This is a genomic window from Shimwellia blattae DSM 4481 = NBRC 105725 (assembly GCF_000262305.1).
Lineage (GTDB): Bacteria > Pseudomonadota > Gammaproteobacteria > Enterobacterales > Enterobacteriaceae > Shimwellia > Shimwellia blattae.
The window spans coordinates 553,876-580,784 of record NC_017910.1; the positions used below are offsets into that span (position 1 = coordinate 553,876).

25 protein-coding genes and 1 riboswitch are annotated in these 26,909 nt (G+C 57.9%); of the genes, 15 read left to right on the forward strand and 10 right to left on the reverse strand.

From position 1 onward, the window contains the following. Positions 1 to 8 precede the first annotated feature (8 nt). On the reverse strand, positions 9 to 638 hold the full coding sequence (plsY, locus tag EBL_RS02570) for a glycerol-3-phosphate 1-O-acyltransferase PlsY (protein WP_002443276.1): 630 nt from the start codon (positions 636 to 638) through the stop codon (positions 9 to 11). Between the two features lie 106 nt (positions 639 to 744). On the opposite strand from plsY, the gene folB reads away from it, so the two are divergent. Continuing rightward, positions 745 to 1,101 (forward strand): bifunctional dihydroneopterin aldolase/7,8-dihydroneopterin epimerase, encoded by a 357-nt coding sequence (folB, locus tag EBL_RS02575; protein ID WP_002443278.1) that lies wholly within the window; start codon positions 745 to 747, stop codon positions 1,099 to 1,101. A 129-nt stretch (positions 1,102 to 1,230) separates the two neighbouring features. Continuing rightward, the gene (gene bacA, locus EBL_RS02580) at positions 1,231 to 2,067 is read left to right on the forward strand and encodes an undecaprenyl-diphosphate phosphatase (protein WP_002443280.1); all 837 of its coding nucleotides are present in this window, start codon (positions 1,231 to 1,233) and stop codon (positions 2,065 to 2,067) included. Between the two features lie 10 nt (positions 2,068 to 2,077). Here bacA and EBL_RS02585 read toward each other — a convergent pair whose 3' ends face one another. Together EBL_RS02585 and EBL_RS02590 are read right to left on the reverse strand one after the other, a co-directional pair. Next, positions 2,078 to 3,319, reverse strand: a complete 1,242-nt coding sequence (locus EBL_RS02585) for a multifunctional CCA addition/repair protein (RefSeq protein WP_002443282.1) — start codon at positions 3,317 to 3,319, stop codon at positions 2,078 to 2,080. Positions 3,320 to 3,430: 111 nt separating this feature from the next. Continuing rightward, positions 3,431 to 4,051, reverse strand: a complete 621-nt coding sequence (locus tag EBL_RS02590) for a TIGR04211 family SH3 domain-containing protein (protein WP_014715795.1) — start codon at positions 4,049 to 4,051, stop codon at positions 3,431 to 3,433. A gap of 253 nt (positions 4,052 to 4,304) precedes the next feature. Here EBL_RS02590 and EBL_RS02595 point away from each other — a divergent pair, with 253 nt between their 5' ends. From EBL_RS02595 to glgS, 4 genes are all read left to right on the forward strand, one after another. After that, the gene (locus EBL_RS02595) at positions 4,305 to 5,606 is read left to right on the forward strand and encodes a CYTH domain-containing protein (protein WP_002443286.1); all 1,302 of its coding nucleotides are present in this window, start codon (positions 4,305 to 4,307) and stop codon (positions 5,604 to 5,606) included. Between the two features lie 41 nt (positions 5,607 to 5,647). After that, on the forward strand, positions 5,648 to 8,485 hold the full coding sequence (glnE, locus tag EBL_RS02600) for a bifunctional [glutamate--ammonia ligase]-adenylyl-L-tyrosine phosphorylase/[glutamate--ammonia-ligase] adenylyltransferase (protein ID WP_002443288.1): 2,838 nt from the start codon (positions 5,648 to 5,650) through the stop codon (positions 8,483 to 8,485). A gap of 80 nt (positions 8,486 to 8,565) precedes the next feature. Then, complete coding sequence (gene hldE / locus EBL_RS02605) at positions 8,566 to 10,002, forward strand: bifunctional D-glycero-beta-D-manno-heptose-7-phosphate kinase/D-glycero-beta-D-manno-heptose 1-phosphate adenylyltransferase HldE (RefSeq protein WP_002443290.1); 1,437 nt, start codon at positions 8,566 to 8,568, stop codon at positions 10,000 to 10,002. Between the two features lie 237 nt (positions 10,003 to 10,239). Then, complete coding sequence (glgS, locus tag EBL_RS02610; protein WP_002443291.1) at positions 10,240 to 10,449, forward strand: cell surface composition regulator GlgS; 210 nt, start codon at positions 10,240 to 10,242, stop codon at positions 10,447 to 10,449. A 52-nt stretch (positions 10,450 to 10,501) separates the two neighbouring features. On the opposite strand, the gene ubiK is transcribed toward glgS, so the two are convergent. Beyond that, positions 10,502 to 10,783, reverse strand: coding sequence for a ubiquinone biosynthesis accessory factor UbiK (ubiK, locus tag EBL_RS02615; RefSeq protein ID WP_002443293.1), 282 nt, complete (start codon positions 10,781 to 10,783; stop codon positions 10,502 to 10,504). Between the two features lie 119 nt (positions 10,784 to 10,902). Next, a riboswitch (FMN riboswitch) is annotated at positions 10,903 to 11,054 on the forward strand. A gap of 103 nt (positions 11,055 to 11,157) precedes the next feature. On the opposite strand from ubiK, the gene ribB reads away from it, so the two are divergent. After that, positions 11,158 to 11,811, forward strand: coding sequence for a 3,4-dihydroxy-2-butanone-4-phosphate synthase (gene ribB / locus EBL_RS02620; RefSeq protein WP_002443294.1), 654 nt, complete (start codon positions 11,158 to 11,160; stop codon positions 11,809 to 11,811). 71 nt (positions 11,812 to 11,882) lie between these two features. Here ribB and zupT read toward each other — a convergent pair whose 3' ends face one another. Beyond that, the gene (zupT, locus tag EBL_RS02625) at positions 11,883 to 12,650 is read right to left on the reverse strand and encodes a zinc transporter ZupT (protein WP_002443296.1); all 768 of its coding nucleotides are present in this window, start codon (positions 12,648 to 12,650) and stop codon (positions 11,883 to 11,885) included. 183 nt (positions 12,651 to 12,833) lie between these two features. Here zupT and ygiD point away from each other — a divergent pair, with 183 nt between their 5' ends. Next, entirely contained in the window at positions 12,834 to 13,622 is a 789-nt protein-coding gene (gene ygiD / locus EBL_RS02630) for a 4,5-DOPA-extradiol-dioxygenase (protein WP_002443298.1), read from the forward strand. A gap of 55 nt (positions 13,623 to 13,677) precedes the next feature. Here ygiD and EBL_RS02635 read toward each other — a convergent pair whose 3' ends face one another. The 3 genes from EBL_RS02635 to tolC form a co-directional block, all read right to left on the reverse strand. Beyond that, positions 13,678 to 14,838 (reverse strand): glutathionylspermidine synthase family protein, encoded by a 1,161-nt coding sequence (locus EBL_RS02635; protein ID WP_002443300.1) that lies wholly within the window; start codon positions 14,836 to 14,838, stop codon positions 13,678 to 13,680. 3 nt (positions 14,839 to 14,841) lie between these two features. Then, the gene (locus tag EBL_RS02640) at positions 14,842 to 15,498 is read right to left on the reverse strand and encodes a DUF1190 family protein (RefSeq protein ID WP_002443302.1); all 657 of its coding nucleotides are present in this window, start codon (positions 15,496 to 15,498) and stop codon (positions 14,842 to 14,844) included. A 187-nt stretch (positions 15,499 to 15,685) separates the two neighbouring features. Beyond that, positions 15,686 to 17,092, reverse strand: coding sequence for an outer membrane channel protein TolC (gene tolC, locus EBL_RS02645; RefSeq protein ID WP_002443304.1), 1,407 nt, complete (start codon positions 17,090 to 17,092; stop codon positions 15,686 to 15,688). 210 nt (positions 17,093 to 17,302) lie between these two features. On the opposite strand from tolC, the gene nudF reads away from it, so the two are divergent. The 6 genes from nudF to EBL_RS02675 all read left to right on the forward strand — a co-directional run bounded on the left by nudF (position 17,303) and on the right by EBL_RS02675 (position 23,357). After that, positions 17,303 to 17,938, forward strand: a complete 636-nt coding sequence (gene nudF, locus EBL_RS02650) for an ADP-ribose diphosphatase (RefSeq protein WP_002443306.1) — start codon at positions 17,303 to 17,305, stop codon at positions 17,936 to 17,938. Positions 17,939 to 17,940: 2 nt separating this feature from the next. Beyond that, the gene (locus EBL_RS02655) at positions 17,941 to 18,363 is read left to right on the forward strand and encodes a DUF1249 family protein (RefSeq protein ID WP_002443308.1); all 423 of its coding nucleotides are present in this window, start codon (positions 17,941 to 17,943) and stop codon (positions 18,361 to 18,363) included. Positions 18,364 to 18,387: 24 nt separating this feature from the next. Next, positions 18,388 to 19,215, forward strand: coding sequence for a 3',5'-cyclic-AMP phosphodiesterase (cpdA, locus tag EBL_RS02660; RefSeq protein WP_002443311.1), 828 nt, complete (start codon positions 18,388 to 18,390; stop codon positions 19,213 to 19,215). Continuing rightward, complete coding sequence (gene yqiA / locus EBL_RS02665; RefSeq protein ID WP_002443313.1) at positions 19,215 to 19,790, forward strand: esterase YqiA; 576 nt, start codon at positions 19,215 to 19,217, stop codon at positions 19,788 to 19,790. The genes cpdA and yqiA overlap by 1 nt, the downstream gene beginning before the upstream one ends. A gap of 44 nt (positions 19,791 to 19,834) precedes the next feature. Beyond that, entirely contained in the window at positions 19,835 to 21,727 is a 1,893-nt protein-coding gene (gene parE, locus EBL_RS02670) for a DNA topoisomerase IV subunit B (protein ID WP_002443315.1), read from the forward strand. Between the two features lie 142 nt (positions 21,728 to 21,869). Beyond that, entirely contained in the window at positions 21,870 to 23,357 is a 1,488-nt protein-coding gene (locus EBL_RS02675; protein ID WP_002443318.1) for a TrkH family potassium uptake protein, read from the forward strand. A gap of 62 nt (positions 23,358 to 23,419) precedes the next feature. On the opposite strand, the gene EBL_RS02680 is transcribed toward EBL_RS02675, so the two are convergent. Further along, a complete protein-coding gene (locus EBL_RS02680; protein ID WP_002443319.1) occupies positions 23,420 to 23,731 on the reverse strand; it encodes a putative quinol monooxygenase in 312 nt (103 codons plus the stop codon). 29 nt (positions 23,732 to 23,760) lie between these two features. Beyond that, on the reverse strand, positions 23,761 to 24,342 hold the full coding sequence (locus EBL_RS02685) for an NAD(P)H-dependent oxidoreductase (RefSeq protein ID WP_002443320.1): 582 nt from the start codon (positions 24,340 to 24,342) through the stop codon (positions 23,761 to 23,763). 245 nt (positions 24,343 to 24,587) lie between these two features. Here EBL_RS02685 and parC point away from each other — a divergent pair, with 245 nt between their 5' ends. Continuing rightward, a complete protein-coding gene (gene parC, locus EBL_RS02690) occupies positions 24,588 to 26,852 on the forward strand; it encodes a DNA topoisomerase IV subunit A (protein WP_002443321.1) in 2,265 nt (754 codons plus the stop codon). The last annotated feature ends 57 nt before the right edge of the window (positions 26,853 to 26,909 follow it).

A 26,909-nucleotide genomic window follows, 5' to 3' on the forward strand; every position in this document is an offset into this window, starting at 1 on the left:
GGGCTTTTTTATTTGCGCGTTTCGCCGCCGGAGCTTGCGTCTGAACGGGGCTTGCGGCGCCAGATTTTGGTCTCCTGGCCGCGCCACAGGCGCTGGATATTATCGTTATGGCGAATCAGTATCAGGCAGGAGAGCATCGCAACCGGGAAGGTAAACTGGGGCTTAAACCACCAGACATAAAAAGGCGCTACCAGCGCGCTGATAATCGCCCCGAGGGAGGAGTAGCCGCTGAGCAGAACACTGAGCAGCCAGGTGCCCGCCATCACCCCGGTAAGATCAAGGCCGATGGGCGCAATGGCGCCAAACGCTGTCGCGACCCCTTTGCCGCCATGAAATTTAAAAAAGACCGGCCAGATATGGCCCAGACAGGCGGCAATCCCTACCAGGCCAAGCCAGAACGGCGTTAACCCCAGCGCCCAGGCTGCCCAGACCGGCAGCATGCCTTTTAAAATATCAAAAACCAGCACCGCCGCAGCGGCTTTTTTGCCGCCAATGCGTAACACGTTTGTTGCCCCGGGATTACCGGAACCACAGTCGCGCGGATCAGGCAAGCCCGCCAGACGGCAAATCAGAATAGCACTGGAGACAGAGCCGCAAAGATACGCGAGAATGATCATTACAGGCGCGATTACACTCATAACGCTGTTCCGTTGTGAAAATGTCGTTTTATTCTCTGCATCTGTGGATAATACGCACATTTCGCCGGAAGTGGTATCCGGCATCATCAAAAAGCGGATCTGAACGATGGATATTGTATTTATAGAGCAACTTTCGGCAATCACGACAATCGGGGTGTATGACTGGGAGCAAACCATTGAACAGAAACTGGTTTTCGATATCGAACTGGCGTGGGATAACCGGCGCGCCGCGGCCAGTGACGACGTGGCGGATTGCCTGAGTTATGCGGATATCAGCGCGGCGGTGCTTACCCACGTGGAAGGCCAGCGCTTTGCGCTGGTAGAGCGGGTGGCGGAAGAGCTGGCCAGTTTGCTGATGAGCAAATTCTCATCCCCCTGGGTGCGAATCAAGGTCAGTAAACCCGGCGCGGTGGCCCGGGCGGCAAATGTCGGGGTGATTATTGAGCGCGGCAGCCGCGCATAACACAGTCCTCATTTTCCGTTAAGCTAATGCGGTTACGTTATTACCACTCCCGCACTATGAGGGCGGGAGCGGCTCTTTCTGGCGCCAGTCTGGCGCCTGTTTGTTCATTTCAGGGTATAGGGGTTAAGAATGGTAGAAGCACACTCACTGATATCAGCGCTGATATTGGGGATTGTCGAAGGATTGACAGAATTTTTACCGGTCTCGTCTACTGGCCATATGATTATTGTCGGCAATTTACTGGGGTTTACCGGTGATACGGCAGAAACCTTTGAGGTAGTCATTCAGCTGGGATCTATCCTGGCGGTAGTAGTGATGTTCTGGCGGCGTCTGTTCTCGCTTATCGGGATTAACTTCGGCAAGCCGGTCCCCTATGAGGGGGATAAACATAACCCGGAGCGCACAGGCCGCTTGTCCCTTATCCATATCCTGCTGGGGATGGTCCCGGCTGTGGTGCTGGGCCTGGTATTCCACGACACCATTAAAAGCCTGTTTAACCCGGTTAACGTGATGTATGCCCTGGTGGTTGGTGGCCTGCTGCTGCTGGCGGCAGAGTGGCTGAAGCCCGGACAGCCCCGGGCCGTGGGGATCGACGATATGACTTATCGTCAGGCGTTTGTAATCGGCTGCTTCCAGTGCCTGGCCCTGTGGCCGGGATTTTCCCGTTCCGGGGCCACCATCAGCGGCGGGATGCTTATCGGCGTCAGCCGCTATGCGGCATCGGAGTTTTCGTTCCTGCTGGCCGTCCCGATGATGATGGGGGCGACAGTGCTGGATCTCTACAAAAGCTGGCACTTCCTGAGTCTCCACGATCTGCCCATGTTTGCCGTCGGGTTTGTGGCGGCGTTTGTTGTGGCGATGATCGCGATTAAAACCTTCCTGACGGTTATCAAGCGTATTTCGTTTGTACCGTTTGCCATCTACCGCTTTATTGTCGCGGCAGTGGTGTACGCCATTTTTATGTGATGTGTTGCCCTCAGTCCTGTGGCTGAGGGCAGCGTCCTTCCTTCCAGCGGGCCACCGCGGCAATGCGTTTTTGGGTCAGCGCCTCTTTAATCTGCGGGCCCTGGTATCCTTCGGCAATCACATCCCGGGCATTCACCTGGCAGGCGGCCTGCCACGCTTCACGCAGTAACCGCCCCTGGCTGTAGTCGCACTCTTCAAACCCGGTACGCCCCCGGGCGTCTGCCTCGCTGGTCAGGGCCAGTTGCTCTATACGCCTGGGCTTGCGCCAGGCATCCAGGGCATTAAACAGCCGGACGATGGTCTCCGGGCGCAGTATCGGGAAGGTGTGGATAAGATCGTGATATTCCGCCATCAGCATGGCCAGATCGCGCAAGTCATTGGGCACCCGCAGGCGCTGGCACAATTCCCGGACCAGGGGCACCCCCGCCAGGCCATGACCCCGGTGATGGGGCCACAGATGCTGCGGGGTGAGCCCTTTGCCGAGGTCATGGCACAGGGCGGCGAAACGCACATCAATTTCCGGGGTGAGCCTGGCCGCCATGGCGAGTGTCATCAGGGTGTGGACCCCGGTGTCTATCTCCGGGTGCCATTTTTCCGGGGCCGGTACACCAAACAGGGCGTCTATCTCCGGGAACAGAACCCGCAGGGCGCCGCAGTCGCGCAGCACCTGGAAATAGACCTGCGGGCTGTCGCTGTGCAGGGCTTTTTCGGTCTCTTTCCACACCCGTTCAGGTGTCAGCTGTGACAATTCGCCGCTGCTGACCATCTGGCACATCAGTTCAAACGTGGGGGGGGCGATACGAAAACCCAGGGGGGCGAAACGGGCCGCAAAGCGGGCAATGCGCAGTACGCGCAGCGGATCTTCACTGAAGGCGGCAGAAACATGGCGCAGCCAGCGCTGTGCCAGATCGTGCTGTCCGCCGTAGGGATCGATAATATTCCCGTCATCGTCCATGGCCAGGGCGTTGATGGTCAGATCCCGGCGCAGTAAATCTTCGTCCAGGGTAACGTCTGGCGCCGCATAGCAGGTAAAGCCGGTATAGCCCTGGCCGGATTTGCGCTCGGTACGGGCGAGGGCATACTCCTCGTGGCTCTGCGGGTGCAAAAAGACCGGGAAATCCCGGCCCACCTGCTGGTAACCCGCGTCCAGCATCTGCTGCGGGGTGGCACCGGTCACCACCCAGTCTTTATCTTTGACCGCCAGGCCAAGTAATCCGTCGCGTACTGCACCGCCTACCAGATAACGCTTCACCTTCACCTCTCACCCAATCGCCCTTTTATCGCGCCATCATACGTGATGTGCGCTAAAAACAAAAAACCGGCGGGCTGCGGGCGCGCCGGTTGTTGCGGGCGATAAGGGGGGCTAGTTCATCCAGCGGTTGTTGCGTTTGCGGCTGGGGATCATATGCGGCAGCAGCAGGCCCAGCAGTAAGCCGATACCGGCCACGCCACCGCCATACATAAACCACTGCATAATAATGGCGCGCTGTTTATCGTCCAGCTGAACATTCGCCGCGCTGACCTTTTTCTGGGCCACAATCAGCTGGTTTTTCAGCTGCTGGTTTTCGGCTTTCAGGCTGTTGATGATGCTGTCGCTGGCGGCCACTTTCTTCTGCATGTCTGCCGTGCGCTGGTTCCAGGTGGTATCGATATTATTCAGCTTATCGCTCAGGGTTTTGACCTGGTTTTCCAGCTCAGGCACCCGGACTTTAAAACTCGGCTGATTGGTTAACTGGGACGACGGAATCCATGAGGTACGGCCATTGGCATCGCGTACCTGGGCGTATTTGGTGTCCGGATTGCTCTGTAACAGCGTGACTTCTTCACCGGCGTTTACCGTGCCAACGAGACGATAATTGTCGCCCGGGCCACTACGTACCCAGGTATTCAGCTCGTCGGTTACGTATCGTTTTTCTTCGCTATGGGCCGTAACGGATACGCCGAGCGTTAATAAAGTCAGGCAAATAAGGGGTAATTTAGGCATCAGATCGTCGATATTGTCCAAAAGTGAAACGATAGTAGTGGCATCAGTGTGGCGGTGCAAAATCTAATTCTGAATGAGAATCATCCAGAAGATTGCATTGCGTGACTGATGATGCACACCGCGTTGCTTTTTCCACAGCGCCGTATGCCTCCGGCATAGCAATTTGGCGCAAAATATTATTAACTGACCAGCATTCTTCAATTAAGTTCGCCGCAATATGCATTCCCGATGTCCGGCGTTAAGTAAACGGCCTATGTCACAAGAAATCGAATTAAAATTTATCGTTGCCAGCAGCGCGCTGGACGCACTGCGCACCCGGTTAAACGGGCTGGAATCCCGCCACAGTGCTCCCCGTCAACTGGTGAATATCTACTACGAAACCGGCGACTTTTTACTGCGCCGTCACGATATGGGCCTGCGGGTACGCGGCGATAACGACCAGTATGAAATGACCATGAAAACCGCCGGCCACACGGTAGGCGGCCTGCACCAGCGCCCGGAATATAATATTGCGCTTGATACATCGGTGCTGGACCTGGCGCGTTTCCCGGCCGACATGTGGCCTGCCGGGCTGGATCCCGACACGCTGGCGGCCAGTGTCGCGCCGCTGTTCAGCACTAACTTCTCCCGCGAGAAGTGGGTGGTTACTCAGGGTGAGAGCCGCATAGAGATTGCCCTTGATCTGGGCGAGGTCAGCGCCGGTGAACTGCATGAACCCATCAGCGAGCTGGAGCTGGAAATCCTTGAGGGCAATACCCGGGATCTGCTGGCCCTGGCCCGGCAACTGATCACGTTACCGGGGCTGCGCCAGGGAAGCCTGAGCAAAGCCGCCCGGGGCTACCACCTGGCCCGGGGCAATGAAGCGCGCCCGCTGAAGGCACCAGGCATACTGCAGATGCCGGCAAAATCCACCGTAGAGCAGGGGCTGGACGGCGCACTGGAGCTGGCCCTGAGCCACTGGCAATACCACGAAGAGCTGTGGGTGCGGGGCAACGGGCAGGCCAGAGGGCAGGTGCTGGCCGCGGTCGCCATGGTGCGCCATGTGCTGGCGCTGTTTGGCGGTATTATCCCGCGTAAGGCAAGTGCTCACTTACGTGATCAGCTTATGCAGTGCGAGGCGGCACTCCAGGCGGAAGACGCCGCACCGGAGCTGGTCTGGAGCCCGCTGTTTGGCAGCACCCGGCTGGCTATCACCGAATGGCTGGTTGAGCGCGGCTGGCTGGCCTTTGTGGATGATAAAGCGCGCCAGAAGCTCAGCGGCTCTTTTAAACGCTTCTCTGATATTCAGCTGTCACGCCATGCTGCAGAGCTGCGCCAGCCCTTTTTACACCCGGCGGATGATATCCACTACCAGCAGCAACAGGTGCGCCTGGCCCGGGAGCTGGATGCCATCCGGGTGCTGGCCGGGCACTATGATGAGCAGCAAACCCGCCCCTGGCTGGAGACCTGGGAACACCTGCGCCAGGCCATCGCGCAGGGCCAGTATGATGAAACCGAACACTGGCGGGTGGAAGCCCTTGCCCTGGCGCCGTTCTGGCTGCACAGCGGCAGATAATCATGCCCGGGCACCGGGCGCTAACCGAGGGAAACGATCCAATGCTGTCACGCTCTGCGCTTTTACAACAACAGGAGCAGGTGGCCATCTCCCGCCTGCCGGAAGAGGCCTCCACCGCCCTGAGTGACGACGCCCGCGCGGTGCTGGCGTTCAGCGACTTTGTGGCAGACAGCGTACCGGCAGATCCGGCGGGCTGGCAGGCGCTGCTGGCACAACCCCCACAGGCGCAGGAGTGGCAGCACTACGGGCAGTGGCTGGACCAGGAACTGGCACCGGTCACCGATGAAGCCGGGCTGATGCAGGTACTGCGCCAGTTCCGGCGGCGGGTGATGGTGCGCATCGCCTGGGCCCAGACCCTGGATCTGCTGCCCCTGACCGAAACCCTGCAACAGCTGAGCGTGCTGGCGGAAATCCTGATTGTCCGCGCCCGGGACTGGCTGTACAGCGCCTGCTGCCGTGAATGGGGCACCCCCTGCAACGCACAGGGGGTCGCGCAACCGCTGATGATCCTCGGTATGGGCAAGCTGGGGGGCGGGGAGCTTAACTTCTCTTCGGATATCGATCTTATCTTCACCTGGCCGGAAAACGGCACCACCCGGGGCGGTCGCCGGGAGCTGGATAACGCGCAGTTTTTTACCCGCCTGGGTCAGCGGTTAATCAAAGTGCTGGATCAGCCCACCCGGGACGGTTTTGTCTACCGGGTAGATATGCGCCTGCGGCCATTCGGTGATGGCGGCCCGCTGGTAATGAGCTACGCCGCACTGGAAGATTACTACCAGGACCAGGGGCGTGACTGGGAGCGCTACGCCATGGTGAAAGCGCGCATCATGGGGGATAACAACGACCCCTGGTGCCAGGAGCTGCACAGTATGCTGCGGCCCTTTGTGTTCCGCCGCTATATTGATTTCAGCGTGATCCAGTCCCTGCGCAACATGAAGGGGATGATTGCCCGGGAAGTGCGCCGCCGGGGGCTGACCAATAATATCAAGCTGGGGGCCGGGGGGATCCGCGAGGCGGAGTTTATCGTCCAGGTATTCCAGCTGATCCGCGGCGGCCGGGAGCCACAGCTACAGACCCGGGGCTGGCTGGAGACCCTGGAAACGCTCGCCAGCCTGCATCTGCTTGCCCCGGACGACATTACCCGGCTGCGCGCCGCCTGGTGCTACCTGCGCCGCCTGGAGAACCTGCTTCAGAGCATTGGTGATGAACAGACCCAGACCTTACCTGATGACGCACTCAACCAGGCCCGCCTGGCCTGGGCGATGGGGGAGGAAGCATGGCCTGCGCTGCAGGCCACCCTGGCGCAGCATATGCAGGCGGTACGGCGTATTTTTGATGAGCTGATCGGCGATGATGAGCAGGACAGCAGCGCCGAAAACAGCGACGAAGGCTGGCGCGAACTGTGGACGGATACCTTTGAAGAGGGCGACTCTGCGGCGGTACTGAGCCACTTCTCACCGCCGGATCGCCAGCGGCTGCTGGATACCCTGGCCGATTTTCGCCGTGACGTGGAAAAGCGCACCATCGGCCCCCGGGGGCGCCAGGTTCTGGATCAACTGATGCCGCGCCTGCTCAGTGAGATATGCCAGCGGGAGGATGCGCAGGTGATCCTCGGGCGTCTGGTGGTCTTGCTGGTGGGGATCGTCTCCCGCACGACCTATCTGGAGCTGCTGGTGGAGTTTCCCGGCGCGCTCAAACACCTGATCCGGCTGTGTGCCGCCTCACCGATGGTGGCCGGGCAGCTGGCGCGCTACCCGCTGCTGCTGGATGAGCTACTGGATCCGGCCACCCTGTATCAGCCCACCGCCACCGATGCCTACCGGGATGAGCTGCGCCAGTACCTGCTGCGGGTGCCGGACGACGATGAAGAAGAGCAGCTTGAAGCGCTGCGCCAGTTTAAACAGGCGCAACTGCTGCGCATTGCTGCGGCGGATATTGCCGCCACGCTACCGGTGATGAAGGTCAGCGATCACCTGACCTGGCTTGCGGAGGCGATGATCGATGCGGTGGTGCATCAGGCCTGGGGCCATATGGTGGCCCGCTACGGCCAGCCTGCCCACCTGCATGACCGGGAAGGGCGCGGCTTTGCGGTTGTGGGTTACGGCAAGCTGGGGGGCTGGGAGCTGGGCTACAGCTCGGATCTTGATCTGGTGTTTCTGCACGACTGCCCGGCAGAGGTCATGACAGACGGCCCGCGCGAAATAGACGGCCGCCAGTTCTATCTGCGGCTGGCCCAGCGCATTATGCACCTGTTCAGTACCCGGACCGCCTCCGGCATTTTGTATGAGGTGGACGCCCGGTTACGCCCCTCCGGGGCCGCCGGGATGCTGGTCACCACGATCGATGCCTTTGCCGATTACCAGCAAAACGAGGCCTGGACCTGGGAGCACCAGGCCCTGGTACGCGCCCGGGTGGTGTATGGCGATCCGGGCACACGCCAGCGGTTTGATGCCATCCGCCAGCATATCCTCTGCCTGCCGGTGGAGGGGGAAAAACTGCAAACCGAGGTGCGCGAAATGCGCGAGAAAATGCGCGCCCACCTCGGCAATAAGCACAAAGATCGCTTTGATATTAAAGCCGATGAAGGCGGGATCACCGATATTGAGTTTATTACCCAGTATCTGGTGCTGCGCTATGCCCATCAGTCGCCGGCGCTCACGCGCTGGTCTGATAATGTGCGCATTCTGGAGCTGCTGGCCCGGAACAATATCATGGGGGATGACGAGGCCCGGGCCCTGACCCATGCCTACGTGACCCTGCGTGATGCGCTGCACCATCTGGCGCTCCAGGAGCTGCCCGGCCATGTGGCGCCGGAGGCGTTCGCTGAAGAGCGCGAGCAGGTCAGGCGCAGCTGGCAGGCCTGGCTGGCCCCGCAGTGAGCGGCCAGGCGCGACGCGCGATAACGGCATTTTATGCTATTATCCGGCAAATTTTTTAGTTTCTCTCTGGAGAGTCAGGAATGAAAGTAACGCTGCCCGAGTACAGCCGCGCTGGCGTCATGGTGGTTGGTGATGTGATGCTTGACCGCTACTGGTACGGCCCGACCAGCCGCATCTCCCCGGAAGCCCCGGTGCCGGTCGTGAAGGTGGAAAATATCGAAGAACGCCCCGGCGGCGCGGCGAACGTCGCCATGAATATTGCCTCTCTGGGGGCCACCTCGCGCCTGGTGGGGCTGACCGGTATTGATGATGCGGCCCGTGCCCTGAGCAGCGCACTGACCGGGGTGAATGTGAAATGTGATTTCGTTTCGCTGCCCACCCATCCGACCATTACCAAGCTGCGGGTCCTGTCCCGCAACCAGCAGCTGATCCGCCTGGATTTTGAAGAAGGGTTTGACGGGGTGGATCCGCAGCCGCTGCATGAGCGTATCAGCCAGGCGCTGCCCGGTGTCGGGGCGCTGGTGTTGTCGGACTACGCCAAAGGGGCGCTGGCGACCGTGCAGCAGATGATTGCCCTGGCGCGCAATGCCGGTGTCCCGGTACTTATCGACCCGAAGGGAACGGATTTTGAGCGCTACCGGGGGGCCACCCTGCTGACGCCAAACCTCTCGGAGTTTGAGGCGGTTGTCGGCAAGTGTAAAACCGAAGCGCAACTGGTGGAGCGCGGCATGCAGCTGGTGGCGGATTTTGAACTGTCTGCGCTGCTGGTGACCCGTTCAGAGCAGGGGATGACCCTGCTGCAGCCGGGCAAAGCGCCGCTGCACCTGCCAACACAGGCGCAGGAAGTGTATGACGTCACCGGTGCCGGTGATACGGTTATCGGGGTGCTGGCGGCCACGCTTGCGGCGGGAAACAGCCTCGAAGAAGCCTGCTTCTTTGCCAATGCGGCAGCCGGTGTGGTGGTGGGTAAACTGGGAACCTCGGTGGTGACCCCGGTAGAGCTGGAAAACGCCGTGCGCGGCCGGGCAGATACCGGCTTTGGTGTCATGAGCGAAGACGAGCTGAAAACTGCCGTGGCGGCGGCCCGCAAACGGGGCGAAAAGGTGGTGATGACCAATGGCGTGTTCGATATTCTCCACGCGGGCCACGTTTCGTATCTGGCTAATGCCCGGCGCCTTGGCGATCGTCTGATTGTGGCGGTCAACAGCGATGCCTCAACCCGGCGGCTGAAGGGCGCTACCCGCCCGGTGAACCCGCAGGACCAGCGGATGATCGTGCTGGCAGCGCTGGAGTCTGTGGACTGGGTTGTGCAGTTTGATGAGGACACCCCCCAGCGGCTGATCGGCGAAATTCTGCCGGATCTGCTGGTGAAAGGGGGCGACTATAAACCGGAAGAGATCGCCGGTAGTCAGGAAGTGTGGGCCAATGGCGGTGACGTGATGGTGCTCAACTTCGAAGACGGCTGCTCGACAACCAATATTATCCGCCGTATCCAGAAATCATCGGATAATCAGTAAGCCGGCAACCGGCCGCTGATCTTTTCTTAAGACTGTTACCATCCCCCTGCCAGACGCGCGCTGGCCGGGGGATTTTTTTTCCCGGTGTGTAACTCGTACTTTTTATGATTTCGCGCAATAGCCTTGCGGAAATTGTGCATTTTATGTTCAGGGTGCGGTGCAAAAATCTGTCATTACTATAGGTAGTAAAAAAAACCAATGGACAGTCAGGAATCGATACGCTGAAGGAGTAGGCCCGTGAACAATAATGCACTGTATTCGTTAGAGAATTTTGATTTTCTTGCCCGTACCTTTGCCCGGATGCACAACCAGGGGCGCAGGGTGGATATTAACGCGGTAACCGGCAATATGGATGAGGCGCACCGCCAGTGGTTTTGCAAGCGCTATGCGCTTTACTGCAGAAAGGAAGCCACGGTGAAATCCGTAGCCCTGGAAGCCGGGCATTAATTTCCCGACGCTAACCCGTAGCGGGCCGCAGAGCAGGCCCGCTATGTTTTTGTCAGTCCTGGGCTTCGATAGACGGGTTCTCCGTCCCCGGGTTCTGGCGCTCTTCCAGAGCGGCAATACGCTGCTCCAGCACGGCCAGCTTTTCCCGGGTGCGCAGCAGCACCTGGGTCTGAACATCAAACTCTTCGCGGCTTACCAGATCCAGGCGTGATAACTGGGACTGTAAAATCTGGCGGATTTTTTTCTCAACATCCTCACCGAATTCGCGGATCCCTTTGGGCATGGACTCGTGTACCTGGCGGGCGATGCTTTCAATTTTCTTCGGGTCAATCATATGGGGTTCTCTGTGCGGTAAAGGACTGGCGCCATTGTAATGCCTGCGCTGCCGGCGGCAAACCGGAAATCGTGAACGATGTCGTTGCCGACACTAATCAATAAGGTTATAGTTGTCCTGTTTATTCTCAGGGCGGGGTGAAACTCCCCACCGGCGGTAAATCAGCCATGGCGCTGAAAGCCCGCGAGCGCTCCGGAGTGATGTCCGGAGGTCAGCAGATCCGGTGTAATTCCGGGGCCGACGGTCATAGTCCGGATGGGAGAGAGTAACTCTGTTGGGTTAAGGCCCACTCACGTTATGATTTAGCCGTTTTACGGCACTCCTAAGACTGCCCTGGTTCTGGTAATCCATAATATTAATGAGGTTTTTTTACCATGAATCAGACGCTACTTTCCGCTTACGGTACGCCTTTCGAACGCGTTGAAAACGCATTAAAAGCTCTGCGCGAAGGCCGCGGCGCTATGGTGCTGGACGACGAAAATCGTGAAAACGAAGGGGATATGATTTTCCCCGCAGAGAACATGACTGTGGAGCAAATGGCACTGACCATTCGCCACGGTAGCGGCATTGTCTGCCTGTGCATTACGGAAGAACGCCGTAAGCAGCTGGATCTGCCGATGATGGTTGAAAACAACACCAGCGCCTTTGGCACCGGTTTTACTGTGACCATTGAAGCGGCCCACGGGGTCACAACCGGGGTATCGGCGGCAGACCGCCTGACCACGGTACGCGCGGCCATTGCGGATAACGCCACTCCGGCTGATCTGCACCGCCCGGGGCACGTGTTCCCGCTGCGCGCCCAGCCTGGCGGCGTGCTGACCCGCGGCGGCCACACGGAAGCGACCATTGATCTGGTTACCCTGGCGGGCTTCCGCCCTGCCGGTGTGCTGTGTGAGCTGACCAACGACGACGGCACCATGGCCCGTGCACCGCAGTGCATTGAGTTTGCCCGCCAGCACAATATGGCCGTGGTCACCATTGAAGATTTGCGCGAATACCGCCTGGCCCACGAACGTAAAGCCAGCTGACAGCGCGCCTTGCGCTGAAAACAGATAAAAAAACGGGCCACACGCGGGCCCGTTTTTTTTGTCTGTGTTATTTAGCCCAGCCCGCTGCTTTGCAGAAGCGACAGGCTCAGCCCCATCACCGCCATGCCGCACAGCACCCCGTGGCTTGGGTTATTGTGCGGATCTATCTCTCTTGCCATTGGCATCAGCTCATCAACCGACAGGGCAACCATTATCCCGGCCACTGCCGCCATAATGGCCGCCATCATCACCGGGGAGATAACGCTGCCCAGAATCAGCCACGCCAGTACCCCTCCGGCTATCTCCGCCAGGCCGGACAACCCCGCCCAGCAGACGGCCCTGGTGCGCGAGCCGCTGGCGGCATACACCGGCCCGGCCACCGCCAGCCCTTCGGGAATATTGTGCAGGGCGACGGCCAGGGCAATCCCCGTGCCCAGTTCAAGATCACTGCTGGCGGTCACAAAGGTGGCGATCCCTTCCGGGAAATTATGCAGGCTGATGCCGAGAGTCAGCAGCAGCGCGGTGCGCCGCAGATTACGCGGCTGCAGTTTGCCGCAGGTTAAATCCTGCGGATGGGTATGGGGCAGACAGCGGTCGAGGGCGAAATACCCCAGCAGACCGGCCAGAAACATACCGTAGCCCAGCACCGGTTTCATACCGGCGGTATCCAGGGCGGCGGGCAGCATCTCCATCAGGGAAATCAGCAGCATAATACCGGCGGCAAAGCCGATGGAAAATGCCAGCACCCGGTTTGAGGGTTTCTGGCCTATGATCACCAGAAGCGCACCGATAAAGGTGGTGCTCCCTGCCAGCAGGGTCAGAATTAGCGGCAGCGACATACTCCCTCCTTGCGTATTGTCTGTGTTCTGTTACCGGCTCCGGGTAACGTTCAGGGCTTACAGTATGGCGTACTGTGTTCAAATTTTCTGACAATGATCATCATGGTTATCCGGGTTTATCTGAACAGAAAACCGCGTACTCTGATGTAAATCAACCATATCATTTTGGTTAAGGAAAAGCATATGACCGCACGCATGCCCGCACTATTTCTCGGCCACGGTAGTCCAATGAACGTACTGGAAGATAACCCGTTTACCCGGCTCTGGCAGCATCTGGGTGCGTCACTGCCGCGCCCGCGTGCGATCCTTGCCATCTCGGCCCACTGGTATACCCGGGGAACCGCGGTGACCGCCATGGAAACCCCGCCGACCATCCATGATTTTGGCGGTTTTCCCCAGGCCCTGTTTGATATTCAGTACCCGGCCCCCGGATCACCTGAACTGGCCCGGCGGGCCGCGGAGCTGCTGGCCCCTGTACCGGTCATTCGCGAGCAGGAGTCCTGGGGGTTTGACCACGGCTCCTGGGGGGTCATTATTAAAATGTATCCGCAGGCGGATATCCCGATGGTGCAGCTGAGCATTGATTCCACCAAACCGCCGGAGTGGCACCTGGCCATGGGGCGCAAACTGGCGCAACTGCGGGATGAGGGGGTACTGATCATCGCCAGCGGCAACGTGGTGCATAACCTGCGTGCCGCCCGCTGGCATGGTGAGGGCGAGCCTTATCCCTGGGCAGAGGCGTTTAACGACTACGTGAAAGCGAATCTGGCCTGGCAGTGCCCGGATGAGCAGCACCCGCTGGCCCGTTACCTGGAGCACCCGGGCGGGGCGCTGGCTAACCCGACACCAGAGCATTTCCTGCCGCTGCTCTATGCCCTGGGCACCTGGGATGGTCAGGAGCCGCTGGAGATAGCAGGCGAAGGGATGCAGATGGCATCGATCAGTATGCTGTCGGTACAGGTCGGGGCATAACCGGCACAAAATATAAAGGCGCCATCAGGCGCCTTTATCGTCTCAGTGTGCGGAGTTACCCGGTGAAGGTGTGCGGGTAGAAGCGCGACAGATCCTGGGTGATCAGCGCGCGATCTTCGCGGATCCCTATCCCGGCGGCTTTATCGTTAATAAGCCAGCTGCCTATCAGGGTGTAGCTGTCGCCAAACTTCGGCAGCGGGTGGAACTGCTGCACAATATAGCCCTCTTCCCCGTAGGGGCCGTCTACCTCGGCTATCGGGGTGCCGTTTTCAATGATTTTAATATTGGCCCCTTCCCGGGAAAACAGCGGTTTTACCACGTATTTGTCCATGGTCGGGTGCTCTGCGTCGGCAAACCAGGCCGGTAACAGGTTGGGGTGGTCCGGGAACATTTCCCACAGCAGCGGCAGCAGGGCTTTGTTCGAAATAATGCTTTTCCAGGCCGGTTCCAGCCAGCGCACGCCAGCGTCTTCCAGCTTGGTGGAGAACATTTCGCGCAGCATAAATTCCCAGGGGTAGAGCTTAAACAGGTTGCTGATGACCTGATCCTGCAGATCGGTAAACTGGCCCTTTTCGCCAAGGCCGATGTCGTCAATATACAGGAATTCGTTTGCCACTCCGGCTTCGGCAGCGCAGTCCTGGAGATACTGAATAGTGCCCCTGTCTTCAACCGTGTCCCGGCAGCAGGTAAAGTGCAGCAGGTTAAAACCATGGTGCTCTTTTAGTTGCGCAAAGCGCGCGATCAGTTGTTCCTGCAGGCTGTTAAACTGATCGCTGTCGGGGGGAAGGTTTCCGCTGGCTATCTGATCTTCCAGCCAGATCCACTGAAAGAAGGCCGCCTCGTACAGAGAGGTGGGGGTATCGGCGTTATTTTCCAGCAGTTTAGGCTCACCGGTGCCGTCCCACGCCAGATCAAGGCGTGAATAGAGCGAAGGCTGGTGGGTTTTCCACGACTGGCGCACAAACTCCCAGGTGTGCTTCGGGATACAAAAGCGCGCCATCAGCGCGTCACTGGCGACCACGCGATCAACAACCTGCAGGCACATCTGGTGCAGCTCTTCGGTGACCGTTTCCAGCTTGTCAATCTGCGCCGGGCTGAAGCGGTAATAGGCATCTTCACACCAGTAGGGTTCCCCGTACATGGTGTGAAAATTAAAACCATACTCTGTGGCTTTGTCGCGCCAGTCCGGGCGCTCTGTTATTGCAATACGTTCCATTGATTAACCGCCCATTGAACGGTGGCTGGTGCCGCTGGCGCTGCGCTGCATGGTGGACTGCTTCGCAACAGACTCGCCAAAGCCGCCGCGGGTCACGGTAGTGGTGGTGGCCGGTTTCGGGGCCATGGCGGTTTTGGGCACGTTCATGGTGCGCCCCGGGGTGGCGGCCCCGTAGTTTTTACCGCTGGCGTCCGTATAGCGGCCATAGGCCGGGCTGTTCGGGTTTTTCGAGGAGAACAGCGGCTGCTGGGCAAAGCCTGCGCCGCCGCCCATCATGCGGCCCATCATGTAGCCGGCCATCAGTGGCATCCAGAAGCTGCCGCCGCTGGAGGACTCTGCCGCCATGCCAGCCTGAGCAGGGGCCTGCTGGCACTGGCCTTCGCCAAATTCCGCAATGCAGTCTTCCCGGGTGGCGTATTTCGGCGCGGTGCGCTCCGCTTCTTTTATGGCGTTGTTATAAGCGGTAGTACATTCGGCACTTTTGCCCGGGTTTGCCTGGGAGCAGTCATCCGCATTCTGGTAAAGAGAGACGGTTTCGTCAGATTTTTCGCACCCGGCCAGCATAAATACAGCCGTTACCGCCAATGCGACAGGGGTGAGGTGGCGCGCATTCCAGCTTTTGCGGAATGTCGCGTGATTGATGTGTTTTGTCCTTTTCATGTCAGGTTCCCGGCCCAGTGGTGATTCAAAAACAGCAAGAGCTGTCAGAATAGGTGATAGGTGGTGGAAATTGAAGCGGTGAGTGGGCCGGGGGGACGCATCTTTACGTTGCCTTACGATCCGGCTCGCAAACCGCAAATATAAAAAAGGCGTGCCCGGCACGCCTTTTATGCTCAGCGGGCGAAGATCACTGTAGCGGTACGTTCGCCATGCGTTCGGCTGCGGCGTCCTGCGCTTCGTTAAGCGGGGCGACCACATCCGGCGTGGTGGACACCGGTTTACCCAGGGTGTCATTCAGCGCAACCAGATCCTGCTCGTTCAGCGTACCCAGCGCGGATTTAATATTCAGCTGGTTGATAAGGTAGGTGTAGCGGGCGTTGGCCAGCTGCTGTTTGGCGTTATACAGCGTGGTGGTGGCATTGAGCACATCCACAATGGTACGCGTACCCACGGAGTAGCCCGCTTCCATCGCATCCAGAGAGCTCTGGGCCGAGACCACAGTCTGTTTGTATGCGTTAATGCTGCTGACTGAGGCGTTCACGTTGTTATAAGACGAACGCACGTTCTGAACCACGCTGCGGTGGGCGGATTCCAACTGCTCACTGGCGCCGACAAACGCATACTGAGCCTGTTTCACCTGGGAGGTTACCGAACCACCAGAGTAGATAGGCAGTGAGAAGTTCAGGCCAATCTGGTTCTGACCCACAATGCTGTCACGGGAACCTTCGGCAATCGCTTTGTGGTTATAGTCGCTATTGGTTATCCCGGTGGAGGCGGTCAGCCCCACGGTTGGCAGGTGGCCGTCCTGGGCATAGCGGATTTGCTCGCGGGCCAGATCCTGGCTCAGGCGGGCCTGTAACAGAGACAAGTTACGCTTCTCAGCCTCTTTCAGCAGGGCGGTAACCGGCTCTGCGCGGTTGGTTTTAAAACCGTCCACATTCAGCGCCGCCAGCTGCGGATAGTAATTACCAGTCACCTGGCGCAGGGCTTCCACTGCGTTATCCAGATTGTTACGGGCGGTCACTTCGTCTGCCAGCACGCTATCATACTGGGCGCGGGCGTTCTGCACGTCGGTAATGGCTACCAGGCCTACGTTAAAGCGCTGTGATGTCTGATCTAACTGGCGGTAGATAGCCTGTTTTTGCGCTTCCGTATAGGAGAGGGTATCAATGGCGTTCAGAACGTTAAAATAGGCCGTGGCGGTGTTGAGGATCAGCGTTTGCTGATCGGTCTGATAACTGACATCCTGGATCCCGGCGCTTTTTTCCTGCAAGGTCAGGGCGCGCCATTTGGACATATCGAAGATAGTCTGGGTCAGTGACAGAGAGCCGCTGGTCGTATTAGAATTCATGCCCGATCTGTCACGATAGCCATTATTATAAGTATAATCGGCACCCAAACCGAGCTGAGGCAGCAGGGGACTGCGGGCTTCGTTAATTTTCTCAAAAGCAGCATCGCGGTCCGCAGCCGATTTACGCAGGTCCGGGTTGCTCACGCGTGCCTGCTGATAAACCTGTAACAGGTTCTCTGCCTGGCTCATGGAACTGAATCCTGCCAGACTCAGCCCGATAAGTAGTGGGAGCAGTTTCTTCATTTGCATTCCTTGTTGTGAAGCAAAAATTTTTGTTAGCGCTGACAAGAGCCCAAAATGATCGTCAATTCTAGCAGAACCCACCCGCGGTTGAAGTTGACCTTGTGTGCCATGGTGTAGGTTTATCTGGTTAATTTATCTCACTTCCTGCGTATGGCGGACGAAAATCGTGAAAATCGCACCTCTCATCACAATAGCAGGCAGGACAAAATCATGACGAATAAATCACAGGCTCCCATAGTGACACTGACTGAAAATGATGTAGAAATTATTGCACGGGAAACGCTGTACAGTGGTTTTTTTTCTCTGGAGTTGTACCGTTTTCGCCACCGGCTTTTCAATGGTGAAATGAGCGGCGAAGTGCGGCGGGAAATTTTAGAGCGCGGCCATGCGGTGGCGCTGCTACCCTTTGACCCGGTGCAGGATAAAGTTGTGCTGATTGAGCAAATCCGCATTGCCGCACTGGAAACCAGCCCCACCCCGTGGTTGCTGGAGATGGTCGCCGGTATGATTGAACCGGGCGAGTCCCTTGAGCATGTGGCGCGCCGGGAATCCATGGAAGAAGCTGGCCTGAAGGTGGGGCGGATTAAACCCGTGCACAGTTATCTGGCAAGCCCGGGAGGCACCACCGAAAGAACATATATTCTGGCTGGTGAAGTGGATGCCACCAGTGCCCATGGGATCCATGGCCTGGCGGATGAAAACGAAGATATTCGGGTTCATGTGGTGAGCCGGGAGCAGGCTTACCAGTGGGTAGAAGAGGGGAAAATTGACAACGCGGCGTCGGTAATTGCCCTGCAGTGGCTGCAATTACACCACGAGGCCCTGAGAAAAGAGTGGGACCACTAAAAATGAAGCGCTATACACCTGACTTTCCAGAAATGATGCGACTGTGTGAGACAAACTTTGCACAATTACGCCGCCTGCTGCCCCGTGGCGATGTACCAGGTGAAACGGTAAATTATCAGGTAAATAATGCGCGATATCGATTAACTATTCTGGAGTCTACCCGCTACACTACGCTGGTGGAAATTGAGCAGACGGCGCCTGACACCAGCTACTGGAGCCTGCCGTCAATGACTGTCCGGCTGTATCATGATGCGATGGTCGCGGAAGTGTGTTCAACTAAACAGATCTTTCGTTTTAAAGCACGGTATGATTATCCTAATAAAAAGTTGCATCAACGCGACGAGAAACATCAGATTAACCAGTTTCTTGCGGACTGGTTGCGCTATTGCCTGGCGCATGGAGCGATGGCAGTTCCGGTTTGTTAGCGTTGTGAAACCTAAGGACACCATTTGGAAAGCCTGTTAAACCTTTCTGTTGCTGGTGGGGCCAGCATCAGGATCTTGCAAATTACCGATACCCACCTGTTTGCAGGGAAAAATGAAACCTTGCTGGGGGTGAAAACCTGGGACAGCTATCAGGCTGTTCTGCAGGCGATTCACCGCCAGGCAAAAGAGTACGACCTTATTGTTGCCACCGGGGATCTGGCCCAGGACCACTCCCTGCAGGCGTATTACCACTTTGCCGAAGGCGTTGCCCCCTTCGGGCTGCCCTGCGTCTGGCTACCCGGTAACCACGATTTCCAGCCCGCCATGTACAGTGCCTTACAGGAAGCGGGGATCTCTGCCGCCAAACGGGTGATTGCCGGGGACCACTGGCAAATCGTCCTGCTGGACAGCCAGGTCTTTGGCGTTCCCCACGGCGAGCTGAGCGAATACCAGCTGGAGTGGCTGGATCGCGCCCTGGCGCAGGAGCCTGACCGCCATACCCTGTTACTGCTGCACCATCACCCGTTACCGGCTGGGTGCAGCTGGCTTGACCAGCACAGCCTGCGTAACGCCGGGGCGCTGGATGACGTCTTACGCCGCCACCCGCAGGTCAGAACTCTGCTGTGCGGGCATATTCATCAGGAGCTGGATGCCCAGTGGAATAATCTGCGGGTGCTGGCGACTCCGTCGACCAGCGTTCAGTTTAAACCTCACTGCACCAACTTTACGCTGGATACCATCCCCCCGGGGTGGCGCTGGCTGCAGCTGCATCCTGATGGGACACTAACCACTGAAGTGTGCCGGATCGACGGCATGCAGTTCAGTCCGGATACGGAATCTGAAGGTTACTGATGTCAACGCTGCTCTATCTGCACGGGTTTAACAGTTCCCCCCGCTCGGCGAAGGCCACCTTACTGAAGCAGTGGCTGGCGGAGCATCATCCCCACATTGAGATGGTTATCCCCCAGCTACCGCCTTATCCGGCCCAGGCGGCAGAAATGCTGGAGGGCATCGTACTGGAGCACGGCGGAGAGGATTTAGGCATTGTCGGCTCCTCCCTCGGGGGCTATTACGCCACCTGGCTTTCCCAGTGTTTTGTGGTGCCCGCCGTGGTGGTCAACCCGGCAGTACGGCCATTTGATTTACTGGCAGACTACCTGGGTGAGAACCGGAACCCCTACACCGGCCAGCAATATGTGTTAGAGTCACGCCATATTTACGATCTGAAAGTGATGCAAATTGACCCGCTGGAATCGCCGGATCTTATCTGGCTGTTACAACAAACCGGGGATGAAGTGCTGGATTACCGCCAGGCGGTGGACTACTACTCCGCCTGTCGCCAGACGGTGGAAGCGGGTGGAAACCACGCCTTTGCAGGCTTCGAAGATCATTTCCCACAGATTGTCGATTTTCTGGGGCTGTATTAAACCCCCGGTACGGCGCTCTGTTTTGCTATCTGAATGAATACACCATGACGCAATCATATAACGCGGATGCCATTGAGGTACTCACCGGGCTTGAGCCTGTTCGCCGCCGCCCGGGGATGTACACGGATACCACCAGACCAAACCATCTGGGCCAGGAAGTTATCGATAACAGCGTGGATGAAGCGCTGGCGGGCCACGCGAAGCGGGTAGATGTTATTCTGCACGCGGATCAGTCACTGGAGGTCATTGACGACGGGCGCGGCATGCCGGTGGATATCCACCCGGAAGAGGGCGTACCGGCCATTGAGCTGATCCTCTGCCGCCTGCACGCCGGGGGCAAGTTCTCCAATAAAAACTATCAGTTTTCCGGGGGGTTGCACGGTGTCGGGATCTCGGTCGTTAACGCCCTGTCTAAGCGGGTCGAGGTAAAAGTGCGCCGCGACGGTCAGGTCTATGCCATGGCCTTTGAAAACGGCGACAAAGTGGAAGATCTCACCGTCACCGGCACCTGCGGCAAACGCAACACCGGCACCAGCGTACACTTCTGGCCGGATGAAACCTTCTTCGACAGCCCGCGCTTTTCGGTCTCGCGCATGAGCCACCTGCTCAAAGCGAAAGCGGTGCTGTGCCCCGGGGTGGAAATCACCTTCACGGATAAAGTCAACAATACCGAACAGCGCTGGTGCTACCAGGACGGCCTGAACGACTATCTGAGCGAGGCAGTAAACGGCCTGTTCACTGTGCCGGAAAAACCGTTTGTCGGCACCTTCAGCGGCGAGAGCGACGCTATCGACTGGGCGCTGCTGTGGCTGCCGGAAGGCGGCGAGCTGCTCACCGAAAGCTATGTCAACCTGATCCCCACCATGCTCGGGGGCACCCACGTTAACGGGCTGCGCCAGGGGCTGCTGGACGGGATCCGCGAGTTCTGTGAATTCCGCAATCTGCTGCCGCGCGGGGTTAAGCTCTCGGCTGATGATATCTGGGAGCGCTGTAGCTATGTGTTGTCGGTAAAAATGCAGGATCCGCAGTTCGCCGGGCAGACCAAAGAGCGCCTCTCCTCGCGCCAGTGCGCGGCCTTTGTCTCCGGGGTGGTGAAAGATGCCTTTAGCCTGTGGCTGAACCAGAACGTTCAGGCGGCAGAGCAACTGGCGGAAATGGCGATTGCCAGCGCCCAGCGTCGCCTGCGCGCAGCCAAAAAAGTGGTGCGTAAAAAGCTCACCAGCGGCCCGGCACTGCCCGGCAAGCTGGCCGACTGTACCGCCCAGGATTTACAGCGCACGGAGCTGTTTCTGGTGGAAGGGGACTCCGCAGGCGGCTCTGCCAAACAGGCCCGTGACCGGGAGTACCAGGCCATTATGCCGCTGAAGGGGAAGATCCTGAACACCTGGGAAGTCTCTTCCGACGAGGTGCTGGCCTCCCAGGAGGTGCACGATATCTCCGTGGCGCTGGGTATTGATCCGGACAGTGACGATCTCAGCCAGCTGCGCTACGGGAAAATCTGCATTCTCGCGGATGCCGACTCAGACGGTCTGCACATCGCGACACTGTTGTGCGCGCTGTTTGTGCGCCACTTCCGGGCGCTGGTCAAAGGGGGCCATGTCTATGTGGCCATGCCGCCGCTCTACCGTATCGACCTGGGTAAAGAGGTCTATTACGCGCTGGATGAGAACGAAAAAGACGGCGTGCTGGAGCAGCTCAAACGCAAGAAGGGCAAACCCGGCGTGCAGCGCTTTAAAGGGCTGGGCGAGATGAACCCGATGCAGCTGCGCGAAACCACGCTGGATCCGAATACCCGCCGCCTGGTGCAGCTGACCATTAATGATGATGATGACGCCAAAACCCTGGCGGTCATGGATATGCTGCTGGCGAAAAAGCGCTCTGAAGATCGGCGCAACTGGCTGCAGGAGAAGGGCGACCTGGCAGATATTGAAGTCTGATCGCGCCTGAAAGAGCAATGCTGTAACGGCTTCCCCTGTGGGAAGCCGTTTTTTTATGCTCCGGCAACGGGCGGCCTGTTTGGGGAGTCTGAATGTATCGTATACACTAGGTCAATTCCTGATATGAGCACCGTACTTCTTTATGTATCCGACACGTTATAGTGAGTTACGGCAGAAGATCTCCCGGGGCCGGGTGATCACCCACTTTTGCAGTTTCCTGGTTTTTTTATACAGCTTCTCCATGTTTCCCCCCATGCTGGTGGCTTTACTGGATAAAGACCGCAGCTTTTTTATCTTTCTGGCTACCTTCGGTATCTGCTTTTGCGGCGGCGGCCTGGCCTTTCTCGCGACTCGGGGTAATGATCTGGAGTTGAAAACCCGGGATGGCTTTGTCGTTATCGTGATGTTCTGGCTGCTGTTTTCGCTGATCAGCGCCATGCCGCTGGCAATGGATGATGCCCTGAATCTCACCCTGGCCAGCGCGCTGTTTGAGGGGGTCTCCGGCATCACGACCACCGGTGCTACGGTGATAAACGATGTCGGCGCACTCCCCAGAGCCATGCTGTATTATCGCGCCCAGCTTAATTTCCTGGGCGGGTTAGGGGTTATTGTGCTGGCCGTGGCGGTATTGCCCCTGCTGGGGGTGGGCGGGATGAAGCTGTATCAGTCTGAAATGCCCGGCCCCCTGAAAGAAGAGCGCCTGACCCCGCGCATTGCCGACACCAGTCGCAGCCTGTGGCTCACTTATTCGATACTCGGGCTCTGCTGTATGCTGGCCTATATGGCCGCAGGCATGACCGCGTTCAATGCCCTGTGTCACGCGCTCTCCACGGTCTCTCTGGGGGGATTCTCCACCCACAGCGCCAGCATCGGTTTTTATAACAGTAACGTTGTGGAAATGGTTGCCGGGGTATTCTCGCTGCTTTCGGCGGTGAATTTTACCTTATGGTTTGTGGCGTTTTCCCGCCGTTCCCTCAGGCCGTTGCTGCGTAACGCGGAGCTGCACTTCTTCCTGTCTGTGGTGCTGGTGGTGGTGCTGATCACTGCCTGGCAAGTCTGGCATGTGGGGATGTACAACATACCCGATAGCCTGGTGCACGCTTTTTTTCTGGTGAGCTCGGTTATCACGGACAATGGCCTGGCCACCGGGGACTATGCGCAGTGGCCGTCTCATACCATTATGTTCCTGATGGTGATGAGTTTCTTTGGCGGGTGCGTTGGCTCAACCTGCGGGGGGATCAAAGCGCTGCGCTTTCTGATCCTGTTTAAGCAAAGCCGCCGTGAGCTGCACCAGCTGGCCCATCCCCGGGCGCAGATTGGGTTGCGCATTGGCGGGGTTATCATTAACGACCGTATTCTCAGCTCAGTATGGAGCTTCTTCTTTCTGTATGTTGGCTTCAGCATCCTGTTTGTCTGGATCCTGAACATGATGGGCTATGACCTGGTCACGTCATTTGCGACGGTGGCGGCCTGTATTAATAATATGGGGCTGGGGTTTGGCAGCACAGTCTCATCTTTTGATGTGCTAAACGACGGGGCGAAATATCTGATGTGCCTGGCGATGATCCTCGGGCGGCTGGAAATATTCCCGATCCTGATTTTATTTTCCCGCTTCTTCTGGCGTACCTGACAGCAGTTGTGAAGATCAAACCACCGGGTTACCGGTGGTTTATCAACACTATCCGCGTGGGATCAGGCTTCTTCCAGAATCCGGATATGCAAATCTAACACGTCGTCTTTGGTTGCTTCAGAAAACGCTTTCATGTGCGGCGTTTGCAGGTGTGCCTGCAGATGCGCCACGGATTCCCACTTCTCCACCATCATGATGGAGTCCACCGCCGTGGCCTGAAATTCAGCATTGCTGTCGTGGTCAACCAGCGCGGTATAACCATGGCAACCGGCTTCTTTCAGCACGGTCGGGGTGTTTTTCTTAATGGCTTCAACAACAGCCTGACGATGGTGCAGCCCGGGACGGGTGCGAATTTCAGCTATCACTGTCAGCATGATCAACTCCTGTTTTATCAGAGCTTCAGTTAACCAAAAATCTCACCAAGATGCTTGCGATATTCTGCGGTATAACGCGGGACGTCCGGCATTTTCATGACGTCATTGGCAATAAAGGTTGGCAGCGGGCTCATAGCCAGGAACTGGTTCGCTTTATGGAACGGCAGATACACGCCATCAACCCCGGCACCGTGGAAGAACTGTTTTTCGTCTTCAAAGGCTTCCAGCGGGGCGTTCCAGGTCAGGGAAAGCATATATTTGGTGTCGTGCAGCAGGCCACCGGAGCCATATTTTTTGCTGGCGTCAGAACGGGTACGACCGTCGCTGGCGTACAGTTTACCGTGACCGGCGGTGAAGACATCGTCCATATATTTTTTCACCGTCCAGGGGGCACCCATCCACCAGCCCGGCATCTGCCAGATAATCGCATCGGCCCAGAGGAATTTCTCTACTTCCGCGTCGATATTGTAGTCCGCTTCCGCGCGGGTCACCTGAACGTCGTGGCCCAGATCACGCAGAAAACTCTCGGCAATATCTGTCATGGTATCGTTCAGCTGACCGTTAGAGTGGGCGAACTTTTTCGCGCCATTGATAATTAAAATATTGCTCATTTTTCAATCTCTGATTTGTGAAAATAATCACGGATTTTATCTGAGAACCGTTATCAGAAACATGACAATAATGTATAAAAACTTTTGCTGATACCGCAATAATCGGCCCGGCAACACCGGCTGTTACCCCAGGACAACGATATACGGCGGTTACCCTGTGCTCATGACGCCAGATAAGGTACTATCTGCGCCATTAGCCGTAATGTTACCGCTGCGGCACGCCAGTTTGAGGACTATAACCCACAATGAGCGATTTGACTCATGATGGTGCAGAGCGCCAGGCGCTGCACGAATTCACCGAAAACGCCTACCTGAACTACTCCATGTACGTGATTATGGACCGGGCCCTGCCATTTATTGGCGACGGGCTGAAACCGGTTCAGCGCCGTATTGTCTACGCCATGTCAGAACTGGGGCTGAATGCCAGCGCCAAGTTTAAAAAATCGGCCCGTACCGTGGGCGACGTGCTGGGGAAATACCACCCGCACGGCGACAGCGCCTGCTATGAAGCAATGGTGCTGATGGCGCAGCCTTTCTCTTACCGCTACCCGCTGGTTGACGGCCAGGGGAACTGGGGGGCGCCTGACGATCCGAAATCCTTCGCCGCCATGCGTTATACCGAATCCCGGCTGTCTAAATATGCCAGCGTCCTGCTGAGCGAGCTGGGCCAGGGCACGGTGGATTATGTGCCGAACTTTGACGGCACTCTCGACGAGCCGAAAATGCTGCCCGCCCGGCTGCCGAACATTCTGCTTAACGGCACCACCGGGATTGCGGTGGGCATGGCAACCGACATTCCGCCCCATAACCTGCGCGAAGTGGCCCAGGCGGCGATAAAACTTATCGACGAGCCGAAAGCCTCACTGGACCAGTTGCTGGATATTATCCAGGGGCCCGATTACCCCACCGAGGCGGAGATCATCACCTCCCGGGCGGAGATCCGCAAAATCTACCAGAATGGCCGCGGCTCCGTGCGGATGCGCGCCGTGTGGAAGAAAGAAGACGGGGCGATGGTCATCAGCGCGCTGCCGCACCAGGTATCCGGTGCCCGGGTTCTGGAGCAGATAGCTACCCAGATGCGCGCCAAAAAACTGCCCATGGTGGATGACCTGCGTGACGAATCCGATCACGAAAACCCCACCCGGCTGGTGATTGTACCGCGCTCTAACCGGGTCGATATGGAGCAGGTGATGAACCACCTGTTCGCCACCACTGACCTGGAAAAAAGCTACCGGGTCAACCTGAACATGATTGGTCTGGATGGTCGCCCGGCGGTGAAAAACCTGCTGGAGATCCTCAGCGAGTGGCTGGTGTTCCGCCGTGATACGGTGCGCCGCCGCCTGAACTACCGGCTGGAAAAGGTACTCAGACGCCTGCATATCCTTGAGGGGTTACTGACCGCCTTCCTGAATATTGATGAAGTTATCCATATCATCCGCAGCGAAGACGAACCAAAACCGGTCCTGATGGCGCGCTTCGGGCTCAGTGAGACCCAGGCAGAAGCTATTCTTGAACTGAAACTGCGCCACCTTGCCAAACTCGAAGAGGTGAAAATTCGCGCAGAGCAGAGCGAGCTGGAAAAAGAGCGTGACCAGCTGCAGGGCATTCTCGCCTCCGAGCGTAAAATGAACACCCTGCTGAAGAAAGAAATTCAGGCCGATGCGGACGCCTACGGGGACGATCGCCGCTCGCCGCTCCAGGAGCGCGAAGAGGCGAAAGCCATGAGCGAGCACGATATGTTGCCCTCAGAGCCGGTCACCATTGTGCTGTCCCAGATGGGCTGGGTGCGCAGCGCCAAAGGCCACGATATTGATGCCCAGGGGCTGAACTACAAAGCCGGGGACAGCTATCTCGCAGAGGCCAAAGGTAAGAGTAACCAGCCGGTGGTCTTTATTGACTCCACCGGGCGCAGCTACGCGCTGGATCCGATAACCCTGCCTTCTGCCCGGGGCCAGGGCGAGCCGATTACCGGCAAGCTGACCCTGCCGCCAGGAGCGGTGGTTGAGCAGTTACTGATGGAAAGTGACGACCAGAAACTGCTGATGGCCTCAGACGCGGGCTATGGCTTTGTGTGCACATTTGCCGATCTGGTTGCCCGTAACCGGGCGGGGAAAACCGTGATCACCTTGCCGGACAACGCGAAAGTGCTGCCGCCGGTACCGATTGTGGATGAGCAGGACCAGTTGCTGGCTATCACTGCCGCAGGCCGGATGCTGATGTTCCCGGTCGGCGATCTGCCGCAGCTTTCCCGGGGTAAGGGGAATAAGATAATCTCCATCCCGACGGCGGATTTCACCAGCGGCGCAGACCGCCTGGCGATGCTGTATGTGCTGCCGCCCCAGAGCTCGCTGACTATCCATGTGGGTAAACGCAAGCTCAAACTGCGCCCGGAAGAGTTGCAGAAAGTGCGTGGTGAACGCGGCCGCCGCGGCACGCTGATGCGTGGTCTGCAGCGCATTGACCGGGTGGAAATTGATGCACCGGCACGGCCGGAAACCGGCGAAGAATAACCGCTGCACCCGGGGCCGGACAACCCGCCCCGGCCCCGCTATTTCAAGGTAATGTGA